This window comes from Lujinxingia litoralis (genome assembly GCF_003260125.1).
In the GTDB taxonomy this organism is placed as follows: domain Bacteria; phylum Myxococcota_A; class Bradymonadia; order Bradymonadales; family Bradymonadaceae; genus Lujinxingia; species Lujinxingia litoralis.
In genome coordinates this window covers 538297-560276 of the sequence record NZ_QHKO01000002.1, presented here as the reverse complement: position 1 = coordinate 560276, position 21980 = coordinate 538297, and the positions used below count along the sequence as shown (strand labels likewise).

The window sequence follows — 21980 nt, the reverse complement described above, 5'->3', positions numbered from 1 at the left end:
CGCTGCCTCTGAGGCCCTTTATGCTGTTGCGTTCTCTGCTCCTCTCCCCCTCGCTGCTCCTCGTCATCGCGCTGAGCGCCTGCGTCGACCCCCAGGCCGGCACGCTCCCCCCTGATACCGACCTCCCCGACCTCGGCACGCCCGACGCCGGCGATGACGTCGACGCCGACACCGACGCCCCTCAGGACACCGATCCCCGGTCAGACGCCGACGACAGCGGCCCCACCGAACCCGCGCCTCCCGAGCCCTGGTCCTGCGATCCCGATCTCGACTTAAACGATCGACGCTACCGCCATCTCGACGCGCTCGGCGACGAAGAGTTTGAGCGCGGCCTCTTCAACATGGTCGACGGCCACCGCGCCTTCTACTACTCCACCGCCCGCGGCTACCTGTTTAACGACATCGAACCCCGGGAAGACGGCAAGATCGAGTGCGCCTACACCGCCCGCCGCGTCGAACCCGACGGCTCCAACACCCCGGGAGGCCTCAACACCGAGCACGTCTGGCCCCAGAGTCGGGGCGCCGATGAAGAACCCGCCCGAAGCGATCTTCATCATCTCTTCCCCGTCGACGCGGGCGCCAACTCCGCGCGCAGCAACCACCCCTACGGCACCACCTCCTGCTCCGGCAACGCCTGCCCCTGGCACGAGAGTGGCTCGGAACGGGGCCCCGCCACCGATGGCCGCGACCCGGTCTTCGAAGTCCGCCCGAGCACCCGCGGCAACGTCGCGCGCGCCATGTTCTACTTCGCGCTGCGCTACGAACTCCCCATCGAAAGCCGCGAGGAAGCCGTGCTGCGCCAGTGGCACTGCGAAGATCCCCCCGATGACTTCGAACGCCAACGCAACGATCTCATCCAGATGCTCCAGTCCAATCGAAATCCCTTCGTCGACCGACCCGACTTCGTCGATCGCTTCGATGATTTTTAACCCCCGGTCAGCCTTCCTCGCCTCCTGGCCATACCCACCAGGCCCTCTCGCCCCTTCCGGGCCCGAGGCATCACGCGAATGACCGCCGCTTCATCTCAGGATCACCATGCGTCACACCTACCCTATCGGCCTCCTCGTCACGCTCGCCATCTTGGCCAACGCCTGCTCTGCCGACACGACCCTTGAGCCCGACACCGATCTCATCATCATCGCCGACGTCGGCCCCGAAGACACCGGTGACAGCGATCTCGCCGACACCGACACCGATCGGCCGGATACCGACACTCCTGACGCCGACGCCGACGCCGACGAACCTGACGCCGACGCCGACGAACCCGATGCCGACGAACCTGACGCCGACGCCGACCAGCCCGACACTGACCCTGACGAGCCTTGGAGCTGCGCCCCCGATCTCAATCTGGACGACGCCCGCTACAACGATCTCAACGACCTGAGCGACCAGGCCCTGATCGACGCGCTCTTCCAGAAGGTCGATGACCACACCTGGTACGACTACCAGAACGCCCGCAACTTCATGTACGACCCCGAAGGCGGCATCGATGTGCAGGCCGACGGACTGCTCCACTGCCCCTACACCGGGACCACCGCCACCCCGGGCTACGCAGTGATCAACGGGGTGACCGAGCCCGATCGCACCCCCGACGACTTCAACACCGAACACTCCTGGCCCCGCTCCGACGGCGCCAACGTCGATCCAGCCGAAGGCGACATCCACCACCTCTTCCCCACCGACTCCCGCTCCAACAGCTACCGGGGCAACTTCGAGTTCGGCAACACCGACTGCTCCGGCTCCAGCTGCACCTGGGACAGCGGCGTCGGCACCAAGCTCGGCACCTCCAACGACGGGCGAGGCCGGGTCTTTGAGGTGCGGATGCAGAATCGCGGCGACATGGCCCGTGCTCACTTCTACTTCTCGGTGCGCTACGGCCTCTCCATCGATTCGCAGGAAGAAGCCGTGCTGCGTCAGTGGAATTGCCAGGATCCCCCCGACGACTGGGAGCGACTGCGTAACGACCGCGTCGAAGTCGTCCAGAACAACCGCAACCCCTTCGTCGACCGACCCGACTTCGTCGATCAGATCGCCGACTTCTAGTGCCCCCCCGGCACCACCGCCCCTGACATCCTTTCCCACCTCTCCGACCACGCGCGCCAGGCCACCGCGGCCCTTCTGGCCGCGCGTGCGGGTGACTTACGTTCTCCTTCAGGATCATCCATGCGTCACACCACGCGCCTCGGCGTCATTGCCCTTTGTGTTGCACTCCTCAACGCCTGCTCCGCCGACCCGACCAACGAGCCCGACGCTGATCTCATCATCACCGAAGACACCGGCATCGAAGACGCCGGCGACAGCGATCTTCTCGACACCGATACCGATGTTCCGGACACCGAAGTCCCCGACGCCGACATTGAAGAGCCGGATGCTGATGATTCCGACGCCGGCGAGTCTCCCGAGCCCTGGAGTTGTGCCCCGGAACTGAGTCTGGAGGATGGGCGATATAATGATCTCAACGACCTTAGCGATGTTGAGCTCATCGCCGAGCTCCACGAGCGTGTCGACGGCCACACCGGGTACACCTATCGCGCCGCCCGCGACCTGATGTACGCCGAAGTCGACGGCATCGACACCCAACTCGACGGGTTCATTCACTGTCCCTACACCGGGCGCACCGCCACCCCCAACGGCTCCCGCACCCCCGATAACTTCAATACCGAACACTCCTGGCCCCGCTCCAACGGCGCCGGCTCCTTCCCGGCCGAAGGTGACATCCACCACCTCTTCCCCACCTACATGCCCTCCAACAGCGCACGCTCCAGCTACGAGTTCGGCCACACCGACTGCGCCGGCGGCTGCTCCTGGTCGGAGGGCGGCTCCAAACTGGGCCCCTCCACCGATTCACGCACCGAGCCGGTCTTTGAGGTCCGCATGCAGAACCGCGGTGATATTGCCCGCGCCCACTTCTACTTCTCGGTGCGCTACGAACTCTCCATCCCCCCGCAGGAAGAAGCCGTGCTACGCCAGTGGAACTGCCAGGATCCCCCCGACGACTGGGAACGACTGCGCAACGACCGCGTCGAGGCCGTCCAGGACAACCGCAACCCCTTCATCGATCGCCCCGACTTCGTCGACCAGATCGCCGACTTCTAACAGCGCTCCGGTGCCAGGCCACCGATCCGGCACCTGGCCTCCGAGCCGAGCCCTGGTCTTCGGCACGGTGCCAGGCCACCGATCCGACACCTGGCCTCCGAGCCGGGCCCTAATCTCCGATCCGAGCCCTGGTCTTCGGCACGGTGCCAGGCCACCGATCCTCGTCACGGTGCCAGGCCACCGATCCACTGCCTGGCCTCGATCCGGTGCCAGACCACCGATCCGACGCCTGACCCCCGATCCGGTGCCAGACCTTCGATCCACGTACGGTGCCAGGCCACCAGGCGCGTCCCCCGCAGTGGACACCACCCACCGCGACGACTATCGTTGGCGCCCACAGTGATACCCGCGCCCCGCGCCTGAGACCTGATGTAAACTGACCTCTGCCCTGGTACGAGACCGACCTATGCGATCCTACCTCTACGCTCCGCTTCGCCGCGCCCTGGCCCTCCTGCTGGTGGCAGCCCTTCTGCTGACCGCCGCCTGCCAGCGCTCCCCCGAAGATCTCGAAGTCTGGCGCACCTCCAAAGGCGGCACCGACCAACTCGCCGCCTGGGCGGAGAGCCCCGAAGAACCCATGGAGGTCCGCGTACGCGCGGTCCAGATCCTCATCGAAGAGGGCGATCACGCCCGCGTCCCCCGCGTGCTCGAGCAAACCAACGATGCCGCCGCCCGACAGGCCATGGCCGACGGCGCCATGCCCACCATCGAGGCCATGTGGCAGCAACAGGACATCCCCGAACTCACCGACGAAATGCGCGAAAAGGGCGCCGAATTGGTCGTCGGCGACTCCCAATCCACCCGCGCCAAAGACGCCGCCTACGCCCTCTACGACTACTTCAGCGACGAGACCAAACCTCGCGCTCAGGCCATCTTCAAGGGCTGGCTCGAAAAAGATCTCGAACTCCGCAATCAGCTCGGCGACGCCACCGTCGCCCAGATCGTCCCGCTGGCCGGTCCCGGCGCGGTAGACCTCGTCGCGCCCTGGCTCAAAACCACCTTCTTACCCGGTAAAGTCGCCACAGCCATGCGCGCCTCCCTCCCCAAAGAAGATCAGGGCCCCATCGACGCCGCCCTGGCCGAACGCGCCCGCGAAGAACACCCCGAACTCAAACGCGATCTGCCCCAGGCCGTCTTCAACGCCAACACCGACCAGGCCGCCTCCTATTACGAGTTCGCGATCTTCGACCCGAACACCTCCGCCGAATACCTCCAGGGCGCCATGGAAGCCCTGGCTCGCGTCAAAGGCAAAGACTCCGCCCCCACCTTCCAAAAAGTGATCCAGGAGCGCCCGGGCATGCTGCGCTGGGTCGCCGCCAACTACATCGTCGACACCCACAAACGCGACAGCCTCCCCCTGATCGCCTCCGCCCTGCCCACCACCACCGAGGGCTGGGATCTGCCGTCCGACGACAGCTTTGAGCGCGCCTCCCACCAGGTCTGCAGCCTCTACAAAGGCACCATGGAGCGCGAGAAGATCACCGACTTCCAACCCGTAGTCGCTCAACTCCTGACCATAGACTCCTGGTCCGCAAAAACCCTGGGCGTCGTCTGCGCCGGCACCCTGAAGCTCACCGGACTCGCCGAGCAGGTCGCCGCCCTCAGCACGGAGCGCCAGCGCCTCCCCGGCTGGGGGAGTCGCACCACCCTTGGCCAACTGGCCCGGCAGACCGCCGATGAACTCAAATAAATAGCCTCACCCCGGGGGCAACGCGCCACCGCGCGTTGCCCCCGCCCCCCCGCCTTCGCTAAGCTCTACGTCGCGCACTTTTTCTCCCCTCTGCCCGACGCCCCGATGCTCCTCGCTGCCATCAAGTCTCTGCTCGGTCGACCGCGCAGACGCCCCCCCCGGGACGCCTCTCCCGGAGAGCTCAGCGACGAAGAGCTGATGCGCCGCTACGCCACCGGCGACTCCCAGGCCTTCTCCACCCTGGTCACCCGCCACCAGACTCCGCTCTACAACTTCATCCTGCGCAGCTGCCGCCGTCCCGACCTCGCCGAAGAACTCCTCCAGGAGACCTTTCTGCGCATCGTCAAAAGCGCAACCTCCTACGCTCCCGACGCCAAATTTACGACCTGGGCCTACACCATCGCGCGCAACCTCTGCATCGATCACGCCCGTAAGCACCAGCGCGCGACCACCCTCTCCCTGCAGCGCCCCCTCGGCCAGGATGACGGCGCCACGCACCAGGACGTGCTCCCCGATCTGAATGCCCGCTCGGCCACCGTGAACCACGAGCGACAGGTCTTCCGCGATCGCCTCGATCACGCCCTCCAGCAACTCCCCGAGGACCAACGCGAGGTCTTCCTGCTGCGCGAGATCTCCGGACTCAAATTTCGCGAAATCGCCACCCTCCTCGACTGCCCCGAACCCACCATCAAAAGCCGCATGCGCTACGCCCTGGAGTCCCTGCGCGGTGAACTCGCCGAATTTCGCCAGGAAAGCTTCGACGCCGATGAAGCCGGAGAGGTTCTGCCATGATGATCGCCTCTTTTCCCGCCTCCCCACCCGCGTCCGTCATGCTTCGGCTCCCGGAGCGTACGAATTTAGATCCAAATCTCCACGTTCCCGTTCATAGCCCTACCCCCCGGCGCTCCGACCGCACCGGGATGCAGGTATCAACCGCCGACGCCTCTCTGACCTGGATCTGGCCCCGATGAGCCCGCAACTCCCAGAACACGAGCTCCTCGACCTCCTTTACGGCGACCTCTCCCCCGTAGACGCGGCCGAATTGCGCGCGCGCCTCGACGCCGATCCCGAGCTCCGCGCCCGCTTTAAAGAGCTCACCGACCACCGCGCCCTCATCAACCAGCACAGCGCTCCACCGGCCCAGGTTCCCCCCGAACTCACCGCCCGCATCCTGGAAGACGCACGCGCACACGCCCCCGCCCCGCGTCGCGGCCCCCGCGACCCACGGGCCTCCCTCTGGCGACGCACCTGGCACATCCCCGGCCTGCGACAGGGCCTGGTGGCCGCCGCCCTCCTCCTGGGCATCGCCGGCATCCTGCGCACCCTCCACCTCGACGCTCCTCGCCAGGGCACCGATCCCCACGCCGAACTCGGCCGCGCCGCGTCTTCTCCCACCGAATTCCAACACGGCCAACTTGCGCCGGCCTCCCCCAAAAAAGAAGCCGCCGCAGACTCCCTTAAAGCCTCCCTCCCGGCAGAAGAACACGAGGCTCCGGAAGCCGATCCTCGCGCCGAAATCGCCGAGATCGCCGAAATCACCGAGGCTGCGCCCGCTGCCAACCTGGCCGAGCAAAAGCCCCGGGAGCCCGCCCCCGCGCAACGCAAACGCCGGGCCCCCGCTTCGACCACCGCCGACCGAAGTGGCCCATCTCCCGCCCGCAAAGCCCTCGCCGAGCCCTCCCTGGCACCTTCACGCCCTGCCGAACCCGCTCTCCCCACCACACTCGACGAACTCGTAGAATCCGACGCCACTCCGCGCGCAAAAGCCCCGGCCGCAGCTGCCCGGACCCGCTCCCGCACCACGGCTGCTCCCATGACCGAAGGCATGACCGGCTTCGGTCGCGGCGGCGGTGGAATCGGCACGCGCCGCGATGCCCCCGCCGAACGCGAACTCGCCACGGCCCCATCCCTGGGTGCCGCACCACAAGCCGAACAAGCCCCCCCGTCCGCAGCAATCGAAGACAACCTCGTGGCTCCCGCCGAAGCGGCCGACGACGAATTTTCCTTTGCCCCCGCGGCAAGCGCCCTCCAGCGCGCCGAACGCGCCCGCGCCAACGCCAACCCTGAGCAAACTCTCCAGGAGGCCACCTCCGCGCTCCAGAGCGAAACTTCCCCCGAACGCCGCGCACGCGCCTACGACCTCATCGCCTGGGCTCACGACGAACTCAACAACCCCCAGGCGGCCCGAAACGCCCGACAGCAGGCCGAAGAACTTCGTAAAACGTCCGACCGCTAACCCTGTTCGCTCACCTGGCACCCGAGCTAGCGCCTGGCACCTGTTCGCTCACCTGGCACCCGAGCTAGCGCCTGGCACCTGTTCGCTCACCTGGCACCCGAGCTAGCGCCTGGCACCTGTTCGCTCACCTGGCACCCGAGCTAGCGGCACCCGATCCTGCACCTGGCACCCCTTCGCTCGCCTGGCACCCGACCTATCCCCCCAAACGCAAATACCCCGCAACCTGAAGAGGTTGCGGGGTATTTGCGTTTCGTTCATCTCGCTCCTCTACGGGAGCGCGAGATTACTTGAGTTCGACGGTCGCGCCGACTTCTTCAAGGGCAGCCTTGATCTTCTCGGCCTCATCCTTGTCCACGCCTTCTTTGACGTTGGACGGAGCGCCTTCCACGAGATCCTTGGCGTCCTTAAGACCCAGACCGGTAAGCTCACGCACGGCCTTGATGACCTTGATCTTCTGGTCGCCGAAGCTGGCCAGAACAACGTTGAACTCGGTCTGCTCAGCAGCGGCTTCGCCGGCACCCGGGCCAGCAGCCATCATCACCGGAGCAGCAGCGGCGGCGCTCACGCCCCACTTCTCTTCCAGCTCTTCGACCAGACCGGCCAGATCCATCACGCTCATGTTGCTAAGGAACTCAACGACTTGCTCTTTGGTAACGTCAGCCATGATATGCTCTCCTTATGCGCTCGCCATCTCGCGAGCATTTTTGGTGTTCGTAAACAGGGGGGTGAGAGGTCGCCCTCTCCGGTCTTTACGCGATGTCTTGCTTGCGGGCCGTAAGGACCTGCAGGAAAGACGTCGGCGCAGCATTGAGCGTGCGGACAAACTTGGTGGGCACCGCCGTGAACAGGCTGAGCACTTTCGCACGCAGCTCGTCTTTGGTCGGCATATCCGCCAGACGCTTGACGCCATCAACATCCAGCGCCTGACCGTCCAGGTAACCACCACGCACCTCGTAGGCGTTGTGATCCTTGGCGAAGTCTTTGATCACTCGGGCCGGGCTGACCGCATCTTCTTCGCTGTACGCGATGGCGACGGGGCCCTTAAACAGATCCGAGATCACTTCCATGTCGGTGCCCGCAATAGCCAGCTTCGCCAGCGTATTTTTGACCACCCGGTACTGGACGCCTTCGGCACGGAACTTCGAACGAAGTTCGTTCACCGTGTTCACGTCCATACCCACATGACTCGCCAGGATGACGGATTTCGCCTGCTCGAGACCGGAGCGGATCGACGCGACTTCTTGTTCTTTTTCCGCGCGATTCATCGCATCTCCTTAAGTTCTCGCTTCGAGCCCGGCACGTAGTCTACGCACCAAAACTCGACGCCATCCAACAACAAAACCCTCGGCGCCAAAGCGCGGAGGGTCTCATAAACGTCGTCCAGCCTGTCCGACACCATCGCCGGGGGCTGTGCTACGTTGCATAAAACCGTCTCCGCGGGATTTACGAACGCCCCGATGGCGCTCACCTGCTTCTTCGACGTCGAAAGCAACTCTATGTCATCGCGACTTCGACTTGTGTCGGAGTTCGCGTTGTTCGCCGGGGTCTCCCGACTGACGGCGCCCTTGGTAGTCGAGCCCAGGGCGTCCGTCAAGCTTGCATCTCTTCGGATGCCAGAAAAAAGCGCCGGCTCCGCAGAGCCGACGCTTTTTCAGACATCACGATCAGAGCATGTCACGCGCAAACGCGGTGTCCAGCTTGACCGACGGGCTCATCGTCGAGCTCAGCGCAATGCTCTTGAAGTACGGCGACTTCGAACTCGCCGGCTTCAGACGCGCCAGCGTCTCGATCAGCGCTTCGACGTTCTCGCTGAGCTTCTGAGCGTCAAAGCTCGTGCGCCCCACGCCGATGTGAATGATACCAGCCTTGTCCACGCGGAACTCCACGCGACCGGCCTTAAGCTCATTCACGATCTTGGCCACATCAAAGGTCACCGTGCCGGCCTTCGGGTTCGGCATCAGACCACGCGGTCCGAGCACACGACCGATGCGACCGACCTGGCCCATCATGTCGGGCGTGGCCACGGTCACATCCCAGTCGGTCCAGCCACCGTTGATCTTCTCGATCAAGTCATCGCTGCCCACGAAGTCCGCACCGGCGTCCTGCGCTTCTTTGGCCTTCTCGCCCTTGGCGAACACCAGCACGCGGGTCTCTTTACCGATGCCGTGAGGCAGCGAAACCGCGCCGCGAACCATCTGGTCGGCGTGACGGGGATTAACGTTGAGGTTGATCGCCGCATCCACGGACTCGTCAAACTTCGCAAACGAGAGCGTCTTGACCAGCGCCACAGCTTCTTCCAACTCGTAACGCTTCAGGCTGTCGACCTTCGCCGCCGCCATTTCGTACTTCTTTCCGCGCTTAGGCATTGTCCACCTCCATACCGATCACATCCACACCCATCGAACGGCACGTACCGGCAACGGTACGTGCAGCAGCGTCAATGTCGTCGGTGCTCAGATCGGGGAGCTTGATCTCAGCGATCTTCTTGACCTGCTCATACGTGAGCTGACCCACCTTATCGCGGTTCGGCACACCGGAGCCCGAGGAAATCCCCAGCTCCTTGAGCACCAGCACCGCCGCCGGCGGGGTCTTGGTGATGAAATCGAACGAACGGTCGCCGTACACCGTGATCACAACCGGAATGATCATCCCGGCCTGGTCCTGCGTGCGCGCATTAAACGTCTTGCAGAACTCCATGATGTTGACGCCGTGCTGGCCCAACGCCGGACCGACGGGCGGCGAGGGGTTCGCCTTACCCGCAGGGACCTGCAGCTTAATCTGTCCTACGACTTTCTTAGCCATATGCTCCTCATCTCCGCCCATCATCTGTGGGCGTGCAGTTCGCGTTGGCTTCCGGGCACGATGACCTCACCGCGCTCAAACCAACTCCTGCCATAAAAAATCCCCACCTTGCCTTGCGCGCCACTACGGCCGCAATCGGTGCGGGGAGCGGTTCAGTACAACAAAAAAAACGCCGGATCAAGGACCCGGCGTCATTTGCTCAAACTTTTTTGACTCTCACTCGTCGGCAACCGACTCGACCTGGTTGAAGTCGAATTCCACTGCGGTCGGACGTCCGAAAATCTCGACAAATACCCGCAGCTTCTCCTTCTCCTCCATCACCTCTTCAATATTGCCGGTGAAGTCCTTGAAGTTGCCCTCGATCACGCGGATCTTATCGCCCTTCTGGAAGTTGTAGCTCGGGCCGGCGGACATCTTACCTTCTTCGATCCGCTCGGTGATCTTACGGAACTCTGACTCCGGCACAGGTGCGGGCTTGCGCTGGTTTCCGCCCACAAATCCCACGACCTTGGGCGTATTCTTGACCACGTGCCAGGCCCGATCCGAGAGCACCATCTTCACAAAGATATAACCCGCATAAAACTTACGGGTGCGCTCACGACGCTTGCCGTTCTTAACCTCGACGATAGTCTCGGTCGGAATGAAGATTTCGTCGAAGTCGTCCTCGACCCCCTCCGAGCGAATACGCTCTTCAAGAGCGAGCTTCGCCTTGTTCTCGTATCCGGAGTAGGTCTGGACGATGTACCACTCTTTGGTGTCCGAAGATGCCATGCGTGTTCGTCCTTAGATGCCGATCGTCAGGATGTAGTCGGTGACTCGCTTCCAGACCTGGTCGGAACCCCAGAGAAAGAAGCTCAAGATGATGCTGAAGATAATCACAACAATGGTCGACCGCTGGGTCTCTTTCCAGCTCGGCCAGGTGACCTTCTTCATCTCGATGATCACTTCGGTGAGGAAGGGATCCACCTTGGGATGACGCTTCATCCAGAGCACAAGCCCGACCACCGAGGCTACTGCCAACGCGGTCGTAAGCGTGATGATCGGGGGAATGACCATAAAGTCAGACACCGCATCGATCGACGTCTCAATCCATTGATACGTCTTCTGGAAGATGACGAACGCCACGATGGCCGTGGTGATATACGTCAGCGTCACTAAGCGCGAAACGTCCATAATCGCTCTCGTTTGGCGCCAAGAAGGCGGCTCAAATCCATGAGCGACCGGCGCCGGGAACAAAGACGGGGCACTCATAAAGAGGCCCCGCGCGTAAACTCCCGAATCATCGGGAAGCAGGCCAGGAGGGACTCGAACCCCCGACCGTCGGATTTGGAATCCGATGCTCTACCAACTGAGCTACTGGCCTAAACCGGCCGATAGGCCAGAACAGGGCGCTCGCGGCGCCCTGCCCCCATCGCGGGAATACTCCAACGATGGCCCATCGCGGTTTATTTCGCGCCCCCGACTGGCGGGGGCGCTAAACCATCTTATTCGATGATTTTGGTGACGACGCCGGCGCCGACGGTACGGCTACCTTCGCGAACCGCGAAGCGCAGACCTTCTTCCATGGCGATCGGGGTGATCAGGTTGGCCGTGACGGTGATGCGGTCGCCAGGCATGACCATCTCAACGCCTTCTTCCAGGATGATCTCACCGGTAACGTCGGTGGTGCGGAAGTAGAACTGCGGGCGGTACCCGGCGAAGAAGGGAGTGTGACGTCCACCTTCTTCTTTGGTCAGCACGTAGATCTCGGCGGCGAACTTCGTGTGCGGGGTCACGCTGCCCGGCTTGGCCAGAACCTGGCCACGCTCGACATCTTCCTTCTTGATACCGCGAAGGAGGCAACCCACGTTGTCGCCCGCCTGACCGGCGTCGAGAAGCTTGCGGAACATTTCAACCGCGGTGACAACCGTCTTCTCAGCCTTGGCCTGCAGACCGACGATTTCAACTTCGTCGCCCGGCTTGACCACACCACGCTCGATGCGACCGGTAACAACCGTACCACGACCCGAGATCGAGAAGACGTCTTCGATCGGCATCAGGAAGGTCTTGTCGGTGTCGCGCTCGGGCAGCGGAATGTAAGCGTCAACTTCCGCCATCAGCTTCAGGATGGCCTGAGCACCAAGCTCGCCCTGGTCGCCTTCGAGGGCCTGAAGGGCCGAACCCACAACGATCGGAATGTCGTCGCCGGGGAAGTCGTACTTGCTGAGCAGCTCGCGAACTTCCATTTCAACCAGCTCGAGCAGGTCAGCATCGTCGACCATGTCAGCTTTGTTGAGGAAGACAACCATCGCCGGAACACCAACCTGACCGGCAAGCAGGATGTGCTCACGGGTCTGCGGCATGGGGCCGTCAGCGGCCGAAACCACCAGGATCGCGCCGTCCATCTGCGCCGCACCGGTGATCATGTTCTTAACGTAGTCAGCGTGACCCGGGCAGTCGACGTGAGCGTAGTGACGGTTTTCCGTCTCATACTCAACGTGAGAGGTCGAGATCGTGATGCCGCGCTCGCGCTCTTCCGGAGCTTTGTCGATTTCGTCGAACGCCTTTACATCGCCGCCAGACGCTTCAGCGAGCACGCGAGTGATCGCCGCGGTCAAGGTGGTCTTCCCGTGGTCGACGTGACCGATGGTCCCGACGTTCACGTGCGGCTTAGTGCGTTCGAATTTCTCCTTGGCCATGATTCTCAACTCCTCTGGCGGTTGTTCGCCAAGTGTGCGTTTGACAAATGCTTGGGTTGGACGGGCAGCGCCTGGTCAACGGGTTTGACCGCACGACGTTGCCACCTGACAACATCGCTGAGCCCCTGTTTCCAGGGGCTCATGCGTCCAGTGGCTTTGCCGTAGAGCCCTCGATCGGATTCGAACCGATGACCCCTTCCTTACCATGGAAGTGCTCTACCTGCTGAGCTACGAGGGCGTGACGCTTATCAACGACTGGTAACGTTGACAGCTATGTTTGAGAGCGGGAGACGGGACTCGAACCCGCAACCCTCAGCTTGGAAGGCTGATGCTCTACCAGTTGAGCTACTCCCGCACTGACATTCTTACTTACCGTCAGTAAAACTCTCATGGTGGGGGCAGGATTCGAACCTGCGAAGGCTGAGCCGCCAGATTTACAGTCTGGTCCCTTTGACCGCTCGGGAACCCCACCAGGGGCGACATCTACTATGTCGTTTCAAGAGCCGAGTCAACCTCATTTCTTGAAAAAAAGCTGGCGACGGGACTCGAACCTGCAACCTACTGCTTACAAGGCAGTTGCTCTACCAATTGAGCTACGCCAGCAAACGCTGTCGGTTACGTCTTACATCGATGACCGCGTCGTGCTTTGTGCGGCCCCGTCAGCAGGGCCAGATAGATATAGCCCCCCCCGAAAGCTGTCAAGCAAAAAGCAACGCTTTATTTCGATTCTGTCAAAATCACTTATTTCGGCGTGTTTCCTAGCGATCGCACCCGATCGTAGAGCGCAACCGCGGTCGCCACCGAAACATTTAGGCTCTCCACGTCGGCCTGAAGCGGGACGGTCACGCGAAAATCGCATTCTTTGGCCACGTTGGGGCGGATCCCCCGGTGCTCCCCACCCATCACCAGCGCGGCTCTCAGCTGCCAGTCCTGATCCCAGATCGGCTGGCCCCCTTCGGCCAGGGTTCCTACCACCCAGAAATTGGCCTCCTTGAGCTCTCGTAGGGCGCGAGAGACATTGGTGACCTGAACCACCGGCACATGAAAGGCCATCCCCGCCGATGCCCTCACGACCGCGGCGCTTACCCCGGCGGCGCGATCTTTGGCCACCACCACAGCATCCACGCCAAAGGCTGCCGCACTTCTGAGGATCGCCCCCAGGTTGCCGGCGTCCTGGACCTGTTCGAGTACGAGAATACAGGCCGGGCTGCGTTCACCCACCTGTTCCAGAACCTCGTGGAGGCTCGCATAGGGAAAGGACCCTACCCGGGCGGCGATGCGCTGGTGATTTCCCTCGCAGAGTTCATCCATCTCCTCTGCGCTGACGCTGCGTACCGAGAAGCGCCGGTTCTCGGCCAGCTCGGCGATCCGGGCGAACTTCCCTTCTTGGAGATCACCGACCACATAGAGTTCCTCAACCGATCGCGGTGCGCGCCGAAGCACCTCCTCGACCGGATGTACACCAAAAACAATCATCGGATCTTCTCCAACCAGCTCGCCACCGAGGCCGACACCGCATCGACGGCGGCGATCGGATCGGGGGACTGATAAATAGGACGGCCAATCACCAGATAAGAGCTGCCCGCTGCCATGGCGCGGCCGGGGGTCATCGTGCGCGCCTGGTCGTCTCCGGCAATATGAACGTCTTCCAAACGAATCCCCGGAGTGACCAGTACCGGACGCGCCCCGACTTCCGTACGCAGACCTTCGGCTTCATGTGCGGAACAGACCACGCCATCCACGCCGGACTTTAGCGCAAGCGCACCCAACTTTTCGGCCCAGTCCCTCACGCCCATGCCCACACCAAACGAGGGCAACTCCCGCGACTTCAGACTGGTCAGCGCGGTCACCGCCACAACCAACGGCGGTGAGTCCGGTCGACCGCGCTTAGCGCCGCGAGCCGCGTGGCGCATCATCGCCTGCCCCCCGCTGGCGTGCACCGTAAGCATAAAGACCGAGGGATGCGCTGCTGCTGCGGCACATGCATCCGCCACCACACTGGGGATGTCATGGAACTTCAGGTCCAGAAACACCTGGGCCTCGCGCTCGGCAAGAGCATCGAGAATCGCCGGCCCGTAGCGTGTGAAAAGGCGCATCCCAACTTTAAAGCGAGTGACGCGGTCCTGGAGGAGATCGACCAGCGCCACGGCCTCTTCAATGGTATCGAAGTCCAGCGCGGCGACCACGCGCTGACGCACCAGCTCATCGGCTCGCAAGCCAGCCTCTTCGTTCATCGCTCGCCTCGCGCACCGACGAGCGCCTCGGCCACCAGCACCTTCACACGGTCGACAATGTCGCCAAGCGCTACGAGCGTCTGCTCATCCTCACTGCGCAGTTTCAATTCAACCTCGCCATTCTCCACTCCCCGGCCGCCCAGGGTAATGCGCACCGGAATCCCGATGAGATCGGCGTCCTTGAACTTGTTGCCGGCGCGAAGATCGCGATCGTCGAGCATAACCTCGATCCCGGCGGCCTTGAGTTCGCTGTAAATACGCTCACTCTCGGAGACGACCAGCTCATTCTTGAGATGCAGCGGGCAAATCACCACCTGATAGGGCGCAATCGCCATCGGCCAGATGATGCCGTTTTCATCGTGATTCTGCTCGATCACCGCCGCCAGAATGCGCGTGACGCCGATGCCATAGCAGCCCATCTGCATCGGCTTATGCTCGCCGGCCTCGTCGAGCACGTTGGCATTCATCGCCCGGGAGTATTTGTCCCCAAGGAAGAAGACATGGCCGACCTCAATGCCGCGATGTGCCTCAAGCACGCCACCACAACGACCGCAGATATCGCCCGCGCCGGCCTGGCGAAGGTCCACAAAGGCCTTCACCTCAAAGTCTCGCCCGTGGTTCACGTTGACGTGGTGCTTGTCTTTGAGATTGGCGCCCACAATAAAGTCGACCATCGGCTCCACGGCCAGGTCAGCAAAGATCTCCACGCCCTCAACGCCAACAGGTCCGGCAAAACCCACCGGTGCTTTGGTGATCTCTTCCACTTCTGAGTCGCTCGCCAGGCGCAAGTCCTGCACCTCACGCTGGAGCTCGCCATTGAGATAGGCCTTGAGCTTGATCTCGTTGACCTGATGATCACCACGCATCAGCACCATCACAGGAGTCTCATCGGCCATATAGACCAGCGTCTTAACGATGAGCTCCGGACCGCGCTTCAGATAGTTCGAAACCTCCTCGATGGTGCGCGCCTTCGGCGTGCGCAGCGTTGCGAGCTCCGAACCACTGGGTTCGCCGGCTTCGGCGATCTCCACGCGGATCTCCGCCTTCTCCACGTTCGCGGCGTAGCCACACTCGGTGCAGCTGACGATCTCATCTTCGCCCGTCTCGGCCAGCACCTGGAACTCGTGCGAACGGCTTCCACCGATATTGCCGGTGTCCGCTTCGACCGCCCGGTACTCAAATCCCAGACGTTGAAAGATGCGATGATAGGCGTCGAACATCGTGTCGTAGCTCTTCAGCGCGCCGGCCTCATCCACATCAAATGAGTACGCATCTTTCATGACGAACTCGCGACCGCGCATCAACCCGAAGCGCGGTCGCGTCTCATCGCGAAATTTCGTCTGGATCTGATAGAGATTGAGCGGGAGCTGCTTATAGCTCTTCACATCACCGCGGATCATATCGGTGACAACCTCTTCATGGGTGGGCCCCATGCAGAACTCAGCCCCCTTACGATCGCGAAAGCGCAGAAGTTCTGCGCCATACTCAACCCAGCGCCCCGATTCCTGCCAGAGTTCCGCGGGCTGAACCGCCGGCATATGAACTTCCTGCGCCCCGGCGCGATCCATCTCCTCACGCACGATCTGCTCGATCTTGCGCACGCTGCGCCAGCCCAGCGGCAAGAAGTCGTAAATGCCGCGGGCGAGCATGCGGATATAGCCCCCCCGCACCAGAAGTTGATGGCTGACGACCTCGGCCTCAGCCGGATCTTCCTTACGGGTGGGGACAAACATCGAGGAGAGTCGCATAGGCTTCGTTCCATTCTGTGCGGTTAATCGAACGCTTCGCAGCGCGCGCAAGGGCGCAGTCAGGCGCATATAAACGCTTCGCCGCTGGCCATGTCAATCTCGCCGCGCGCCTCACACGACTCGTCCCCTTCACAACGATGATGCGTAGATCGTCGCGATACGATCAGGCCAGCGCAATCCCCAGCGCCATCAACCCGAAGAAGCCCAGTACCAGGAGTAACCCCAGAGCCACCATCCCCAGCTGAATGTAACCCAGGATCATCCCAACCGTGGCGACCGTTTGCCCCGCCGAGGGCGCCTCGCCGCGGGCGATATTGCCGCGCTCAATATGACCGCAGATCACCGCCGCGATCGCCGCAATCGCCGGCAACGCCACCCAGGCTCCGATCCCACAAAAGAGCGCAGCCCAGGCCATCGATGAAGGCTTATTTTCGGCGACCTGCTGGTGGTTCTCAGCGGGAGGTGGCGAGTGCTGAGGAGTTTGTTGAGGAGTATGGTAGGGGTCTCGAAACGCCATAAGAGCTTTATCCTGGGGGAGGGGAACGTCCAAATCATCGCGCCGCGCGGTCACACCGGCGATCGCCTGCTAACCTAACGACGGAGGCCAGGCGCACATTCACTCGCCACCATAGTAAGGATACCGATCGACGATCGCCAGTTTCGCCCGCAACGCACCAGCGCGTATAGAACGCCATAGCATTGTAGACGTCCGAGAGCTTTAGCACCGCTGCTCAAACGTCTAGTCAACTTCGAATCCGTGCTAAATATATGATGCTCTCGTTTCGTTAAACCTGTTCGACGGGGCCTGCCCCCCTTCTTCCTACGAGCCGCTTCTTCAGATTCGCGCCTATGACCGATCCCTCTCCCAACGCTTCTCCCAGGCCCCCCGCCTCGCGACGATTTGGGCTGGCGCATGCTCTGGTTTTGAGCCTCGCCCTGCACGCTCTCGGTGCGCTGGCGGTGTTGACGATCGATATCGAGCCCGATGTCGGACTGGAAAGCGAATGGATGGGACGCTTTGCCGAACTTCAGGGCATCGGCCACGGAAGCGCCGATTTCGATGGCAGCCGTCCTACCGACTGGGAGCAACCCCGGCTCTCTCCCCACACACCAGATCCTGGCGACGAGGCTGAGCCCACCGAAGATGTCCCCCCTACCCCCGAGGAGACATCCGATGAGCTTGCTGAACAAGCCGATACGGAGGTTCCTCCGCCGGAGCCACAGCCACAGCCAGTGCCAGAGCCACACGCGCCCTCCCCCGCTGAACCCACGGCGTCCACGGACCCTACTCCCGAGGCTCCCGAAGAAGCCCCGGCAATCGAAGCGGAAGCCACCGAAGAAAGCGCCCCTCAAGAAGAAGACGCCAGTCCGGAACGCCGGGTAGCGGGAATTGACCGTTCCAGCCCGAGCAATCTTCCCGACATGCGTAACTACGGGCCGGGCAACGCTCGCATGACCGCACTGGTACGCACCGATCGACTGCGCGGTGCTCCTTACCAGCGGCAAGCCTCACAACTGCTCCAGGCGGTCCCCGACTACCGCATCCTTCTCGACTCCACCGGACTCGATCCGATCGCCGAACTCGACGCGATCTTTATGGCCTCAGCCAACCCCAACCATCTCCACGAGACCTTTTTAGCGGTACGCCACCGCTACGACCACGCACGCCTCCGCGAGATTCTCGATGGTCGCTTCGCCGAGCCTCCCCCCTGGACCGATAGCACTTCCCCAACCCGGGCACTCGTTCCCGAGACCGGCCGCTACCGCGATCCTCGACAGATCCTCCTCGCATCGCGCGGGCTGGCGCTGGTTGGGAAATCGACCTGGTTCGGTCACTACAACACCAGGGTCAACGACGCCTCTGGCAGCCCCCGGCTGATGGAGGGCCTGCGGCGCATCGAAGATGTCGCCGAAGACCAGAATACCATCGCCCTGGTCAGCGCCTACGGTCTGGTCTTCTTCGCGCCCGGCGTCGGAACGTTACCACGCTTTGAAGCGGTGCGTCTGAGCCTGACCCACCCGGCCTCCCCGAAGCTCACCATCGATCTTCGTTTTCGCTCCGACGAACAGGCCGCCTCCTTTGCCGAGCGTTGCCCTTCGCTTCAACGCCAGATCATCGGTGGAATCCCCGGCGCCCGCATGCTCGGCATCGCCGGGCTGATCGAGCGCCTGAAATGCCGCGCCTCCGACGACTACGTTACGGTCACCGGCGACTACACCAGCCGCGAACTGACCACGATCTTGCAGTTCGCCGCAGCCTTTGTGCCACGCCCGCCTGCACTCACCGGCCTGCCGGCCCCCCCGGAGCCTCCCGCCCCCGAGAACATCGCATCGGAAGACGTTTCGGAGTCAACGCCAGACTCCTCAGACTCCGATGCATCCCTCCAGAGCAATGATGGGCGCCCCCCTCAAGAGAACCCCGAAGCGGTTATTCAAGAGGACGATGCCGGAGCCCCGAAAGATGAAGCCGACGTTATCGAATAACGTTCGAACGCCTGGCACCCACACCACACGCTGACGATCGATCGCCTGGCACCCGCTCCTCACGCTGACGATCGATCGCCTGGCACCCACACCTCACGCTGACGATCGATCGCCTGGCACCCGCTCCTCACGCTGACGATCGATCGCCTGGCACCCACACCTCACGCTGACGATCGATCGCCTGGCACCCGCTCCTCACGCTGACGATCGATCGCCTGGCACCCACACCACACGCTAACGATCGATCGCCTGGCACCCACTCCTCAGCACCCACTCCTCACGCTAACGATCGATCGCCTGGCACCCGCTCCTCACGCTAACGATCGATCGCCTGGCACCCTGGCACCGGCATCCGGGCACCCGCCCGACCACGCCCCAAAACAAAAGCCCCCGGAGCGCTCAGCTCTCCGGGGGCTCGGTAGACAATCCATCCTACCGGTTCGCTCTCTCCATCAGATCAGAACTCGCCACGGATCCCGCCAAACACCTGGCGGAACATCCCGGGCTGAATCCCCTGCGGCGCTCGCGAGGCGATATAACGGTGATCCAGCAAATTCTTACCGGCCACATACGCTGTCACTCCCCAGGGTTTGATCGTGTATCCCAGGCGCGCATCGAGCAGGAAATAGGGATCAATCCGACCCACCAGACCATCCGTCGAAGCCTCCACGGTATTGGCATTGTCGGTGAACTGTTCCGTCACGTAGTGGCCATTGACCTGAGCTGACACCCCTACCGGGTGCACAAAACGCAGGTGGCCCGACACCCGATGCTCCGGAGAGTAGGGCAGCTTGTTGCCCGTAATGCTCTCATCCCAGCCTTCGCCATAGACCGAGTGCACGTAGGTGTAGGCCACCGAAAGCGGAAGCTCAAAGCCCAACCCCACCTGCGTGGCCACATCATAGGTCAGCTGCGCCTCGGCACCGGCGTGCGTGGTCTCCCCGGAGTTCACCAGCGCCAGCGCCGAGAGCACCGGATCGTTGGCCACCGCACCACTGGCCTCCGTCGGGGCGATGATCTGGTTGGCGAAGTCCAGATAGAAGCCGGAAATCTCTGTGGAGAGGTAATTCTGCAGCTGGGCACGCAGGCCCAACTCGTAGTTCCAGGAGTACTCGGCATCGAGCTCCAGAAGATCGCCATCACTGGTCACAGCGTCTTTGGTACGTGGCGGCGCAAACCCCCGGTGCACGCCGGCAAAAGCCGTCACAGAATCGCTGAGCCCGTACGAGATGCCCAGCCCCGGGATCACCGCCACGATCGTGTCGTTATTGACTCGCGAAGGATCCAGATCGGTCGGCGTGCCTCCCACACGATCTCGGGTAATTTCACGCTCGTTCCAGAAGCTCTCCAGACGAAGCCCCGGCGAAATTTTGAGGCGATCGTTGATGATGAAGCGATTCTGAGCATACGCCGCGATCCCCAGACCACGACGCGTCTCCGCGGCGCGAAGCGTGGTGCTCTCCGGATTGGCGACTTCGCTATCAACGCGCTCTTCCAGCGTCAGCTCTCCATGAACTCGCGCCCCGACCACAAGCTCATTGTCAATATCGCCGATGGCGTAATCGATGGTCGCCCGCGGCTCAATCCCCGCGATGAAGAACTCGCGATTGCGACTGCTCATCGTGTCGCGAAAATAGATCGCGCTCCCATCATCGGGACGAGCACTCGCCGACGTGATATCGCGCCCCTGCCCGTCAATGATGCGATCGTAGTCCCGCCCCTCATCTTCACGATCATAATCCTGGCGATTCCAGTTTCGGGTGATGTTGTGCCCGTACACTGTCGTCTGAAAGAGCACCTGATCACCCAGAAGGTGATTGTAGGTCGCCGAAGCCGCAAAACGCCGTACCGGCAACTCATCGTTGACCGCAAAATTCGCGGAGGGATCCGCTTCAAACTGCGGCGAGGTCAGCCCCAGATACGTGGCGTTGGAGATCTCATCGTAGAAGTGCAACTTCAGCGCCACACTGGAAACATCGGTCAGCTGGTAGCGAACCTTACCAGTCACGTCCGTCAGCTTCAGATTGAGGCCGCGGTGCCCCTCGAAACGCTGATGCAGAGCGCTGAGCGAGTACCCAAGCCGACCGATCGTATCGCCCACACTGACCTGACCATGCAGGTACCCGAAGTTACCCGCGCGAAGATCGGCGCTGACTCGGAAGTCTTCAGGAGGCTCCGCCGTCAGGTAGTTCAACACCCCGCCAACGGTCTGCGGACCGTAGAGAATGGAGCCCGACCCCTTCACCAGCTCCAGCCGCTCCATACGCTCAATGGCCGGCGCGTAATAGAGCTGCGGCTCTCCATAGGGCGCCAGCGCAATGGGCACGCCATCTTCGAGCACCAACAGCGAGCTACTACGCGAGGGGTTAAGCCCTCGTAGCCCGATGTTAGGGCGCAGCCCCATCCCGTCTTCATCCTGAACGTGCACCCCGGGCAACGTACGCAAGACCTCATTGGCGCTGACCGGAACCTGACTTTCGAGCTCTTCTTCGGTGACCACCGAGGCCGACCCGGGAACCGACTCCAGCTCCTCCGGGGCCGCACCGATCACATCAATTCGGCTGGCCTGGACACTGCGACGCCGGGGCTCAGACTCGCCAGCTGCCCCTTCCGCCGCTGCCGCCAACTCCTGAGCCTCTTCTTCAAGGGCTTGAGCGCTTGCCAGAACCTCTTCTTCAACCGCTTCAGCCGCGGCCTCAACGCTCTCATGCACCTCAGACGTCGTCTCGGAGGCATCGGTGTCCGTGTCCGCATCCTGCGCAAAACTCACACCCGGTGCAGCCAACAAGCTCAGGGCGGCCAGTGTGCCGATCCATGCCCATCGTCCTTTCATCATGCCTGATTCCTTTCAATGCTATGGAGAAATCGCCCACCACCTGGCAGGCGCTACGAACTTCTGGCGCCCGTCTATCGGTTTTGAAATAGATTGTCAATTTCGTTGAAAACGGTTTTCAAAATCATATTCAACCGCACGCAACGCATCACCTCGCCCGCGATCCCTCCGCCCCCGCG

19 protein-coding genes and 5 tRNA genes are annotated in these 21980 nt (G+C 62.4%); 7 read left to right on the top strand and 17 right to left on the bottom strand.

Annotated features, from left to right (window positions below; genetic code table 11):
• The first annotated feature begins 20 nt into the window (after positions 1–20).
• The 6 genes from DL240_RS06890 to DL240_RS06865 all read left to right on the top strand — a co-directional run bounded on the left by DL240_RS06890 (position 21) and on the right by DL240_RS06865 (position 7022).
• A complete protein-coding gene (locus DL240_RS06890) occupies positions 21–929 on the top strand; it encodes an endonuclease I family protein (RefSeq protein WP_111729126.1) in 909 nt (302 codons plus the stop codon).
• Between the two features lie 106 nt (positions 930–1035).
• A complete protein-coding gene (locus DL240_RS06885) occupies positions 1036–2043 on the top strand; it encodes an endonuclease I family protein (protein ID WP_111729125.1) in 1008 nt (335 codons plus the stop codon).
• 120 nt (positions 2044–2163) lie between these two features.
• Positions 2164–3096, top strand: coding sequence for an endonuclease I family protein (locus DL240_RS06880; protein ID WP_111729124.1), 933 nt, complete (start codon positions 2164–2166; stop codon positions 3094–3096).
• Between the two features lie 406 nt (positions 3097–3502).
• Positions 3503–4786 carry a hypothetical protein gene (locus tag DL240_RS06875; protein WP_111729123.1) on the top strand — a complete coding sequence of 428 codons (1284 nt, stop codon included), beginning with the start codon at positions 3503–3505 and terminating at the stop codon, positions 4784–4786.
• 105 nt (positions 4787–4891) lie between these two features.
• Positions 4892–5578: an RNA polymerase sigma factor gene (locus tag DL240_RS06870; RefSeq protein WP_111729122.1), complete on the top strand. Its 687-nt coding sequence runs from the start codon at positions 4892–4894 to the stop codon at positions 5576–5578.
• 175 nt (positions 5579–5753) lie between these two features.
• The gene (locus DL240_RS06865; RefSeq protein ID WP_111729121.1) at positions 5754–7022 is read left to right on the top strand and encodes a hypothetical protein; all 1269 of its coding nucleotides are present in this window, start codon (positions 5754–5756) and stop codon (positions 7020–7022) included.
• 283 nt (positions 7023–7305) lie between these two features.
• On the opposite strand, the gene rplL is transcribed toward DL240_RS06865, so the two are convergent.
• The 16 genes from rplL to DL240_RS06780 all read right to left on the bottom strand — a co-directional run bounded on the left by rplL (position 7306) and on the right by DL240_RS06780 (position 17001).
• Positions 7306–7686 (bottom strand): 50S ribosomal protein L7/L12, encoded by a 381-nt coding sequence (rplL, locus tag DL240_RS06860; RefSeq protein ID WP_111729120.1) that lies wholly within the window; start codon positions 7684–7686, stop codon positions 7306–7308.
• A gap of 85 nt (positions 7687–7771) precedes the next feature.
• The gene (gene rplJ, locus DL240_RS06855; protein ID WP_111729119.1) at positions 7772–8287 is read right to left on the bottom strand and encodes a 50S ribosomal protein L10; all 516 of its coding nucleotides are present in this window, start codon (positions 8285–8287) and stop codon (positions 7772–7774) included.
• Between the two features lie 399 nt (positions 8288–8686).
• Positions 8687–9388, bottom strand: a complete 702-nt coding sequence (rplA, locus tag DL240_RS06845) for a 50S ribosomal protein L1 (protein WP_111729117.1) — start codon at positions 9386–9388, stop codon at positions 8687–8689.
• The gene (gene rplK / locus DL240_RS06840) at positions 9381–9824 is read right to left on the bottom strand and encodes a 50S ribosomal protein L11 (RefSeq protein ID WP_111729259.1); all 444 of its coding nucleotides are present in this window, start codon (positions 9822–9824) and stop codon (positions 9381–9383) included. The genes rplA and rplK overlap by 8 nt, the downstream gene beginning before the upstream one ends.
• Before the next feature lie 216 nt (positions 9825–10040).
• On the bottom strand, positions 10041–10595 hold the full coding sequence (gene nusG, locus DL240_RS06835) for a transcription termination/antitermination protein NusG (RefSeq protein ID WP_111729116.1): 555 nt from the start codon (positions 10593–10595) through the stop codon (positions 10041–10043).
• A gap of 12 nt (positions 10596–10607) precedes the next feature.
• Positions 10608–10997 (bottom strand): preprotein translocase subunit SecE, encoded by a 390-nt coding sequence (gene secE, locus DL240_RS06830; RefSeq protein WP_158542407.1) that lies wholly within the window; start codon positions 10995–10997, stop codon positions 10608–10610.
• A gap of 117 nt (positions 10998–11114) precedes the next feature.
• Positions 11115–11187: transfer RNA gene (locus DL240_RS06825), tRNA-Trp, on the bottom strand.
• 121 nt (positions 11188–11308) lie between these two features.
• Complete coding sequence (tuf, locus tag DL240_RS06820; RefSeq protein WP_111729114.1) at positions 11309–12502, bottom strand: elongation factor Tu; 1194 nt, start codon at positions 12500–12502, stop codon at positions 11309–11311.
• A gap of 165 nt (positions 12503–12667) precedes the next feature.
• Positions 12668–12740: transfer RNA gene (locus DL240_RS06815), tRNA-Thr, on the bottom strand.
• 44 nt (positions 12741–12784) lie between these two features.
• A tRNA-Gly gene (locus DL240_RS06810) sits at positions 12785–12857 on the bottom strand.
• A 35-nt stretch (positions 12858–12892) separates the two neighbouring features.
• Positions 12893–12974: transfer RNA gene (locus DL240_RS06805), tRNA-Tyr, on the bottom strand.
• Positions 12975–13032: 58 nt separating this feature from the next.
• Positions 13033–13105 (bottom strand) — tRNA-Thr (locus tag DL240_RS06800).
• A 138-nt stretch (positions 13106–13243) separates the two neighbouring features.
• Positions 13244–13978: a 23S rRNA (guanosine(2251)-2'-O)-methyltransferase RlmB gene (gene rlmB / locus DL240_RS06795; protein ID WP_111729113.1), complete on the bottom strand. Its 735-nt coding sequence runs from the start codon at positions 13976–13978 to the stop codon at positions 13244–13246.
• A complete protein-coding gene (gene pyrF / locus DL240_RS06790; protein WP_111729112.1) occupies positions 13975–14736 on the bottom strand; it encodes an orotidine-5'-phosphate decarboxylase in 762 nt (253 codons plus the stop codon). Before pyrF ends, rlmB begins: the two co-directional genes overlap by 4 nt.
• Complete coding sequence (locus DL240_RS06785) at positions 14733–16484, bottom strand: proline--tRNA ligase (protein ID WP_111729111.1); 1752 nt, start codon at positions 16482–16484, stop codon at positions 14733–14735. The genes pyrF and DL240_RS06785 overlap by 4 nt, the downstream gene beginning before the upstream one ends.
• Positions 16485–16647: 163 nt before the next feature.
• Positions 16648–17001 (bottom strand): DUF4190 domain-containing protein, encoded by a 354-nt coding sequence (locus DL240_RS06780; RefSeq protein ID WP_111729110.1) that lies wholly within the window; start codon positions 16999–17001, stop codon positions 16648–16650.
• A gap of 332 nt (positions 17002–17333) precedes the next feature.
• Between DL240_RS06780 and DL240_RS06775 the strand changes: the two genes are divergently transcribed.
• The gene (locus DL240_RS06775; protein WP_111729109.1) at positions 17334–18968 is read left to right on the top strand and encodes a hypothetical protein; all 1635 of its coding nucleotides are present in this window, start codon (positions 17334–17336) and stop codon (positions 18966–18968) included.
• A 457-nt stretch (positions 18969–19425) separates the two neighbouring features.
• Here DL240_RS06775 and DL240_RS06770 read toward each other — a convergent pair whose 3' ends face one another.
• Positions 19426–21804: a TonB-dependent receptor family protein gene (locus tag DL240_RS06770; protein WP_111729108.1), complete on the bottom strand. Its 2379-nt coding sequence runs from the start codon at positions 21802–21804 to the stop codon at positions 19426–19428.
• Positions 21805–21980 lie beyond the last annotated feature (176 nt).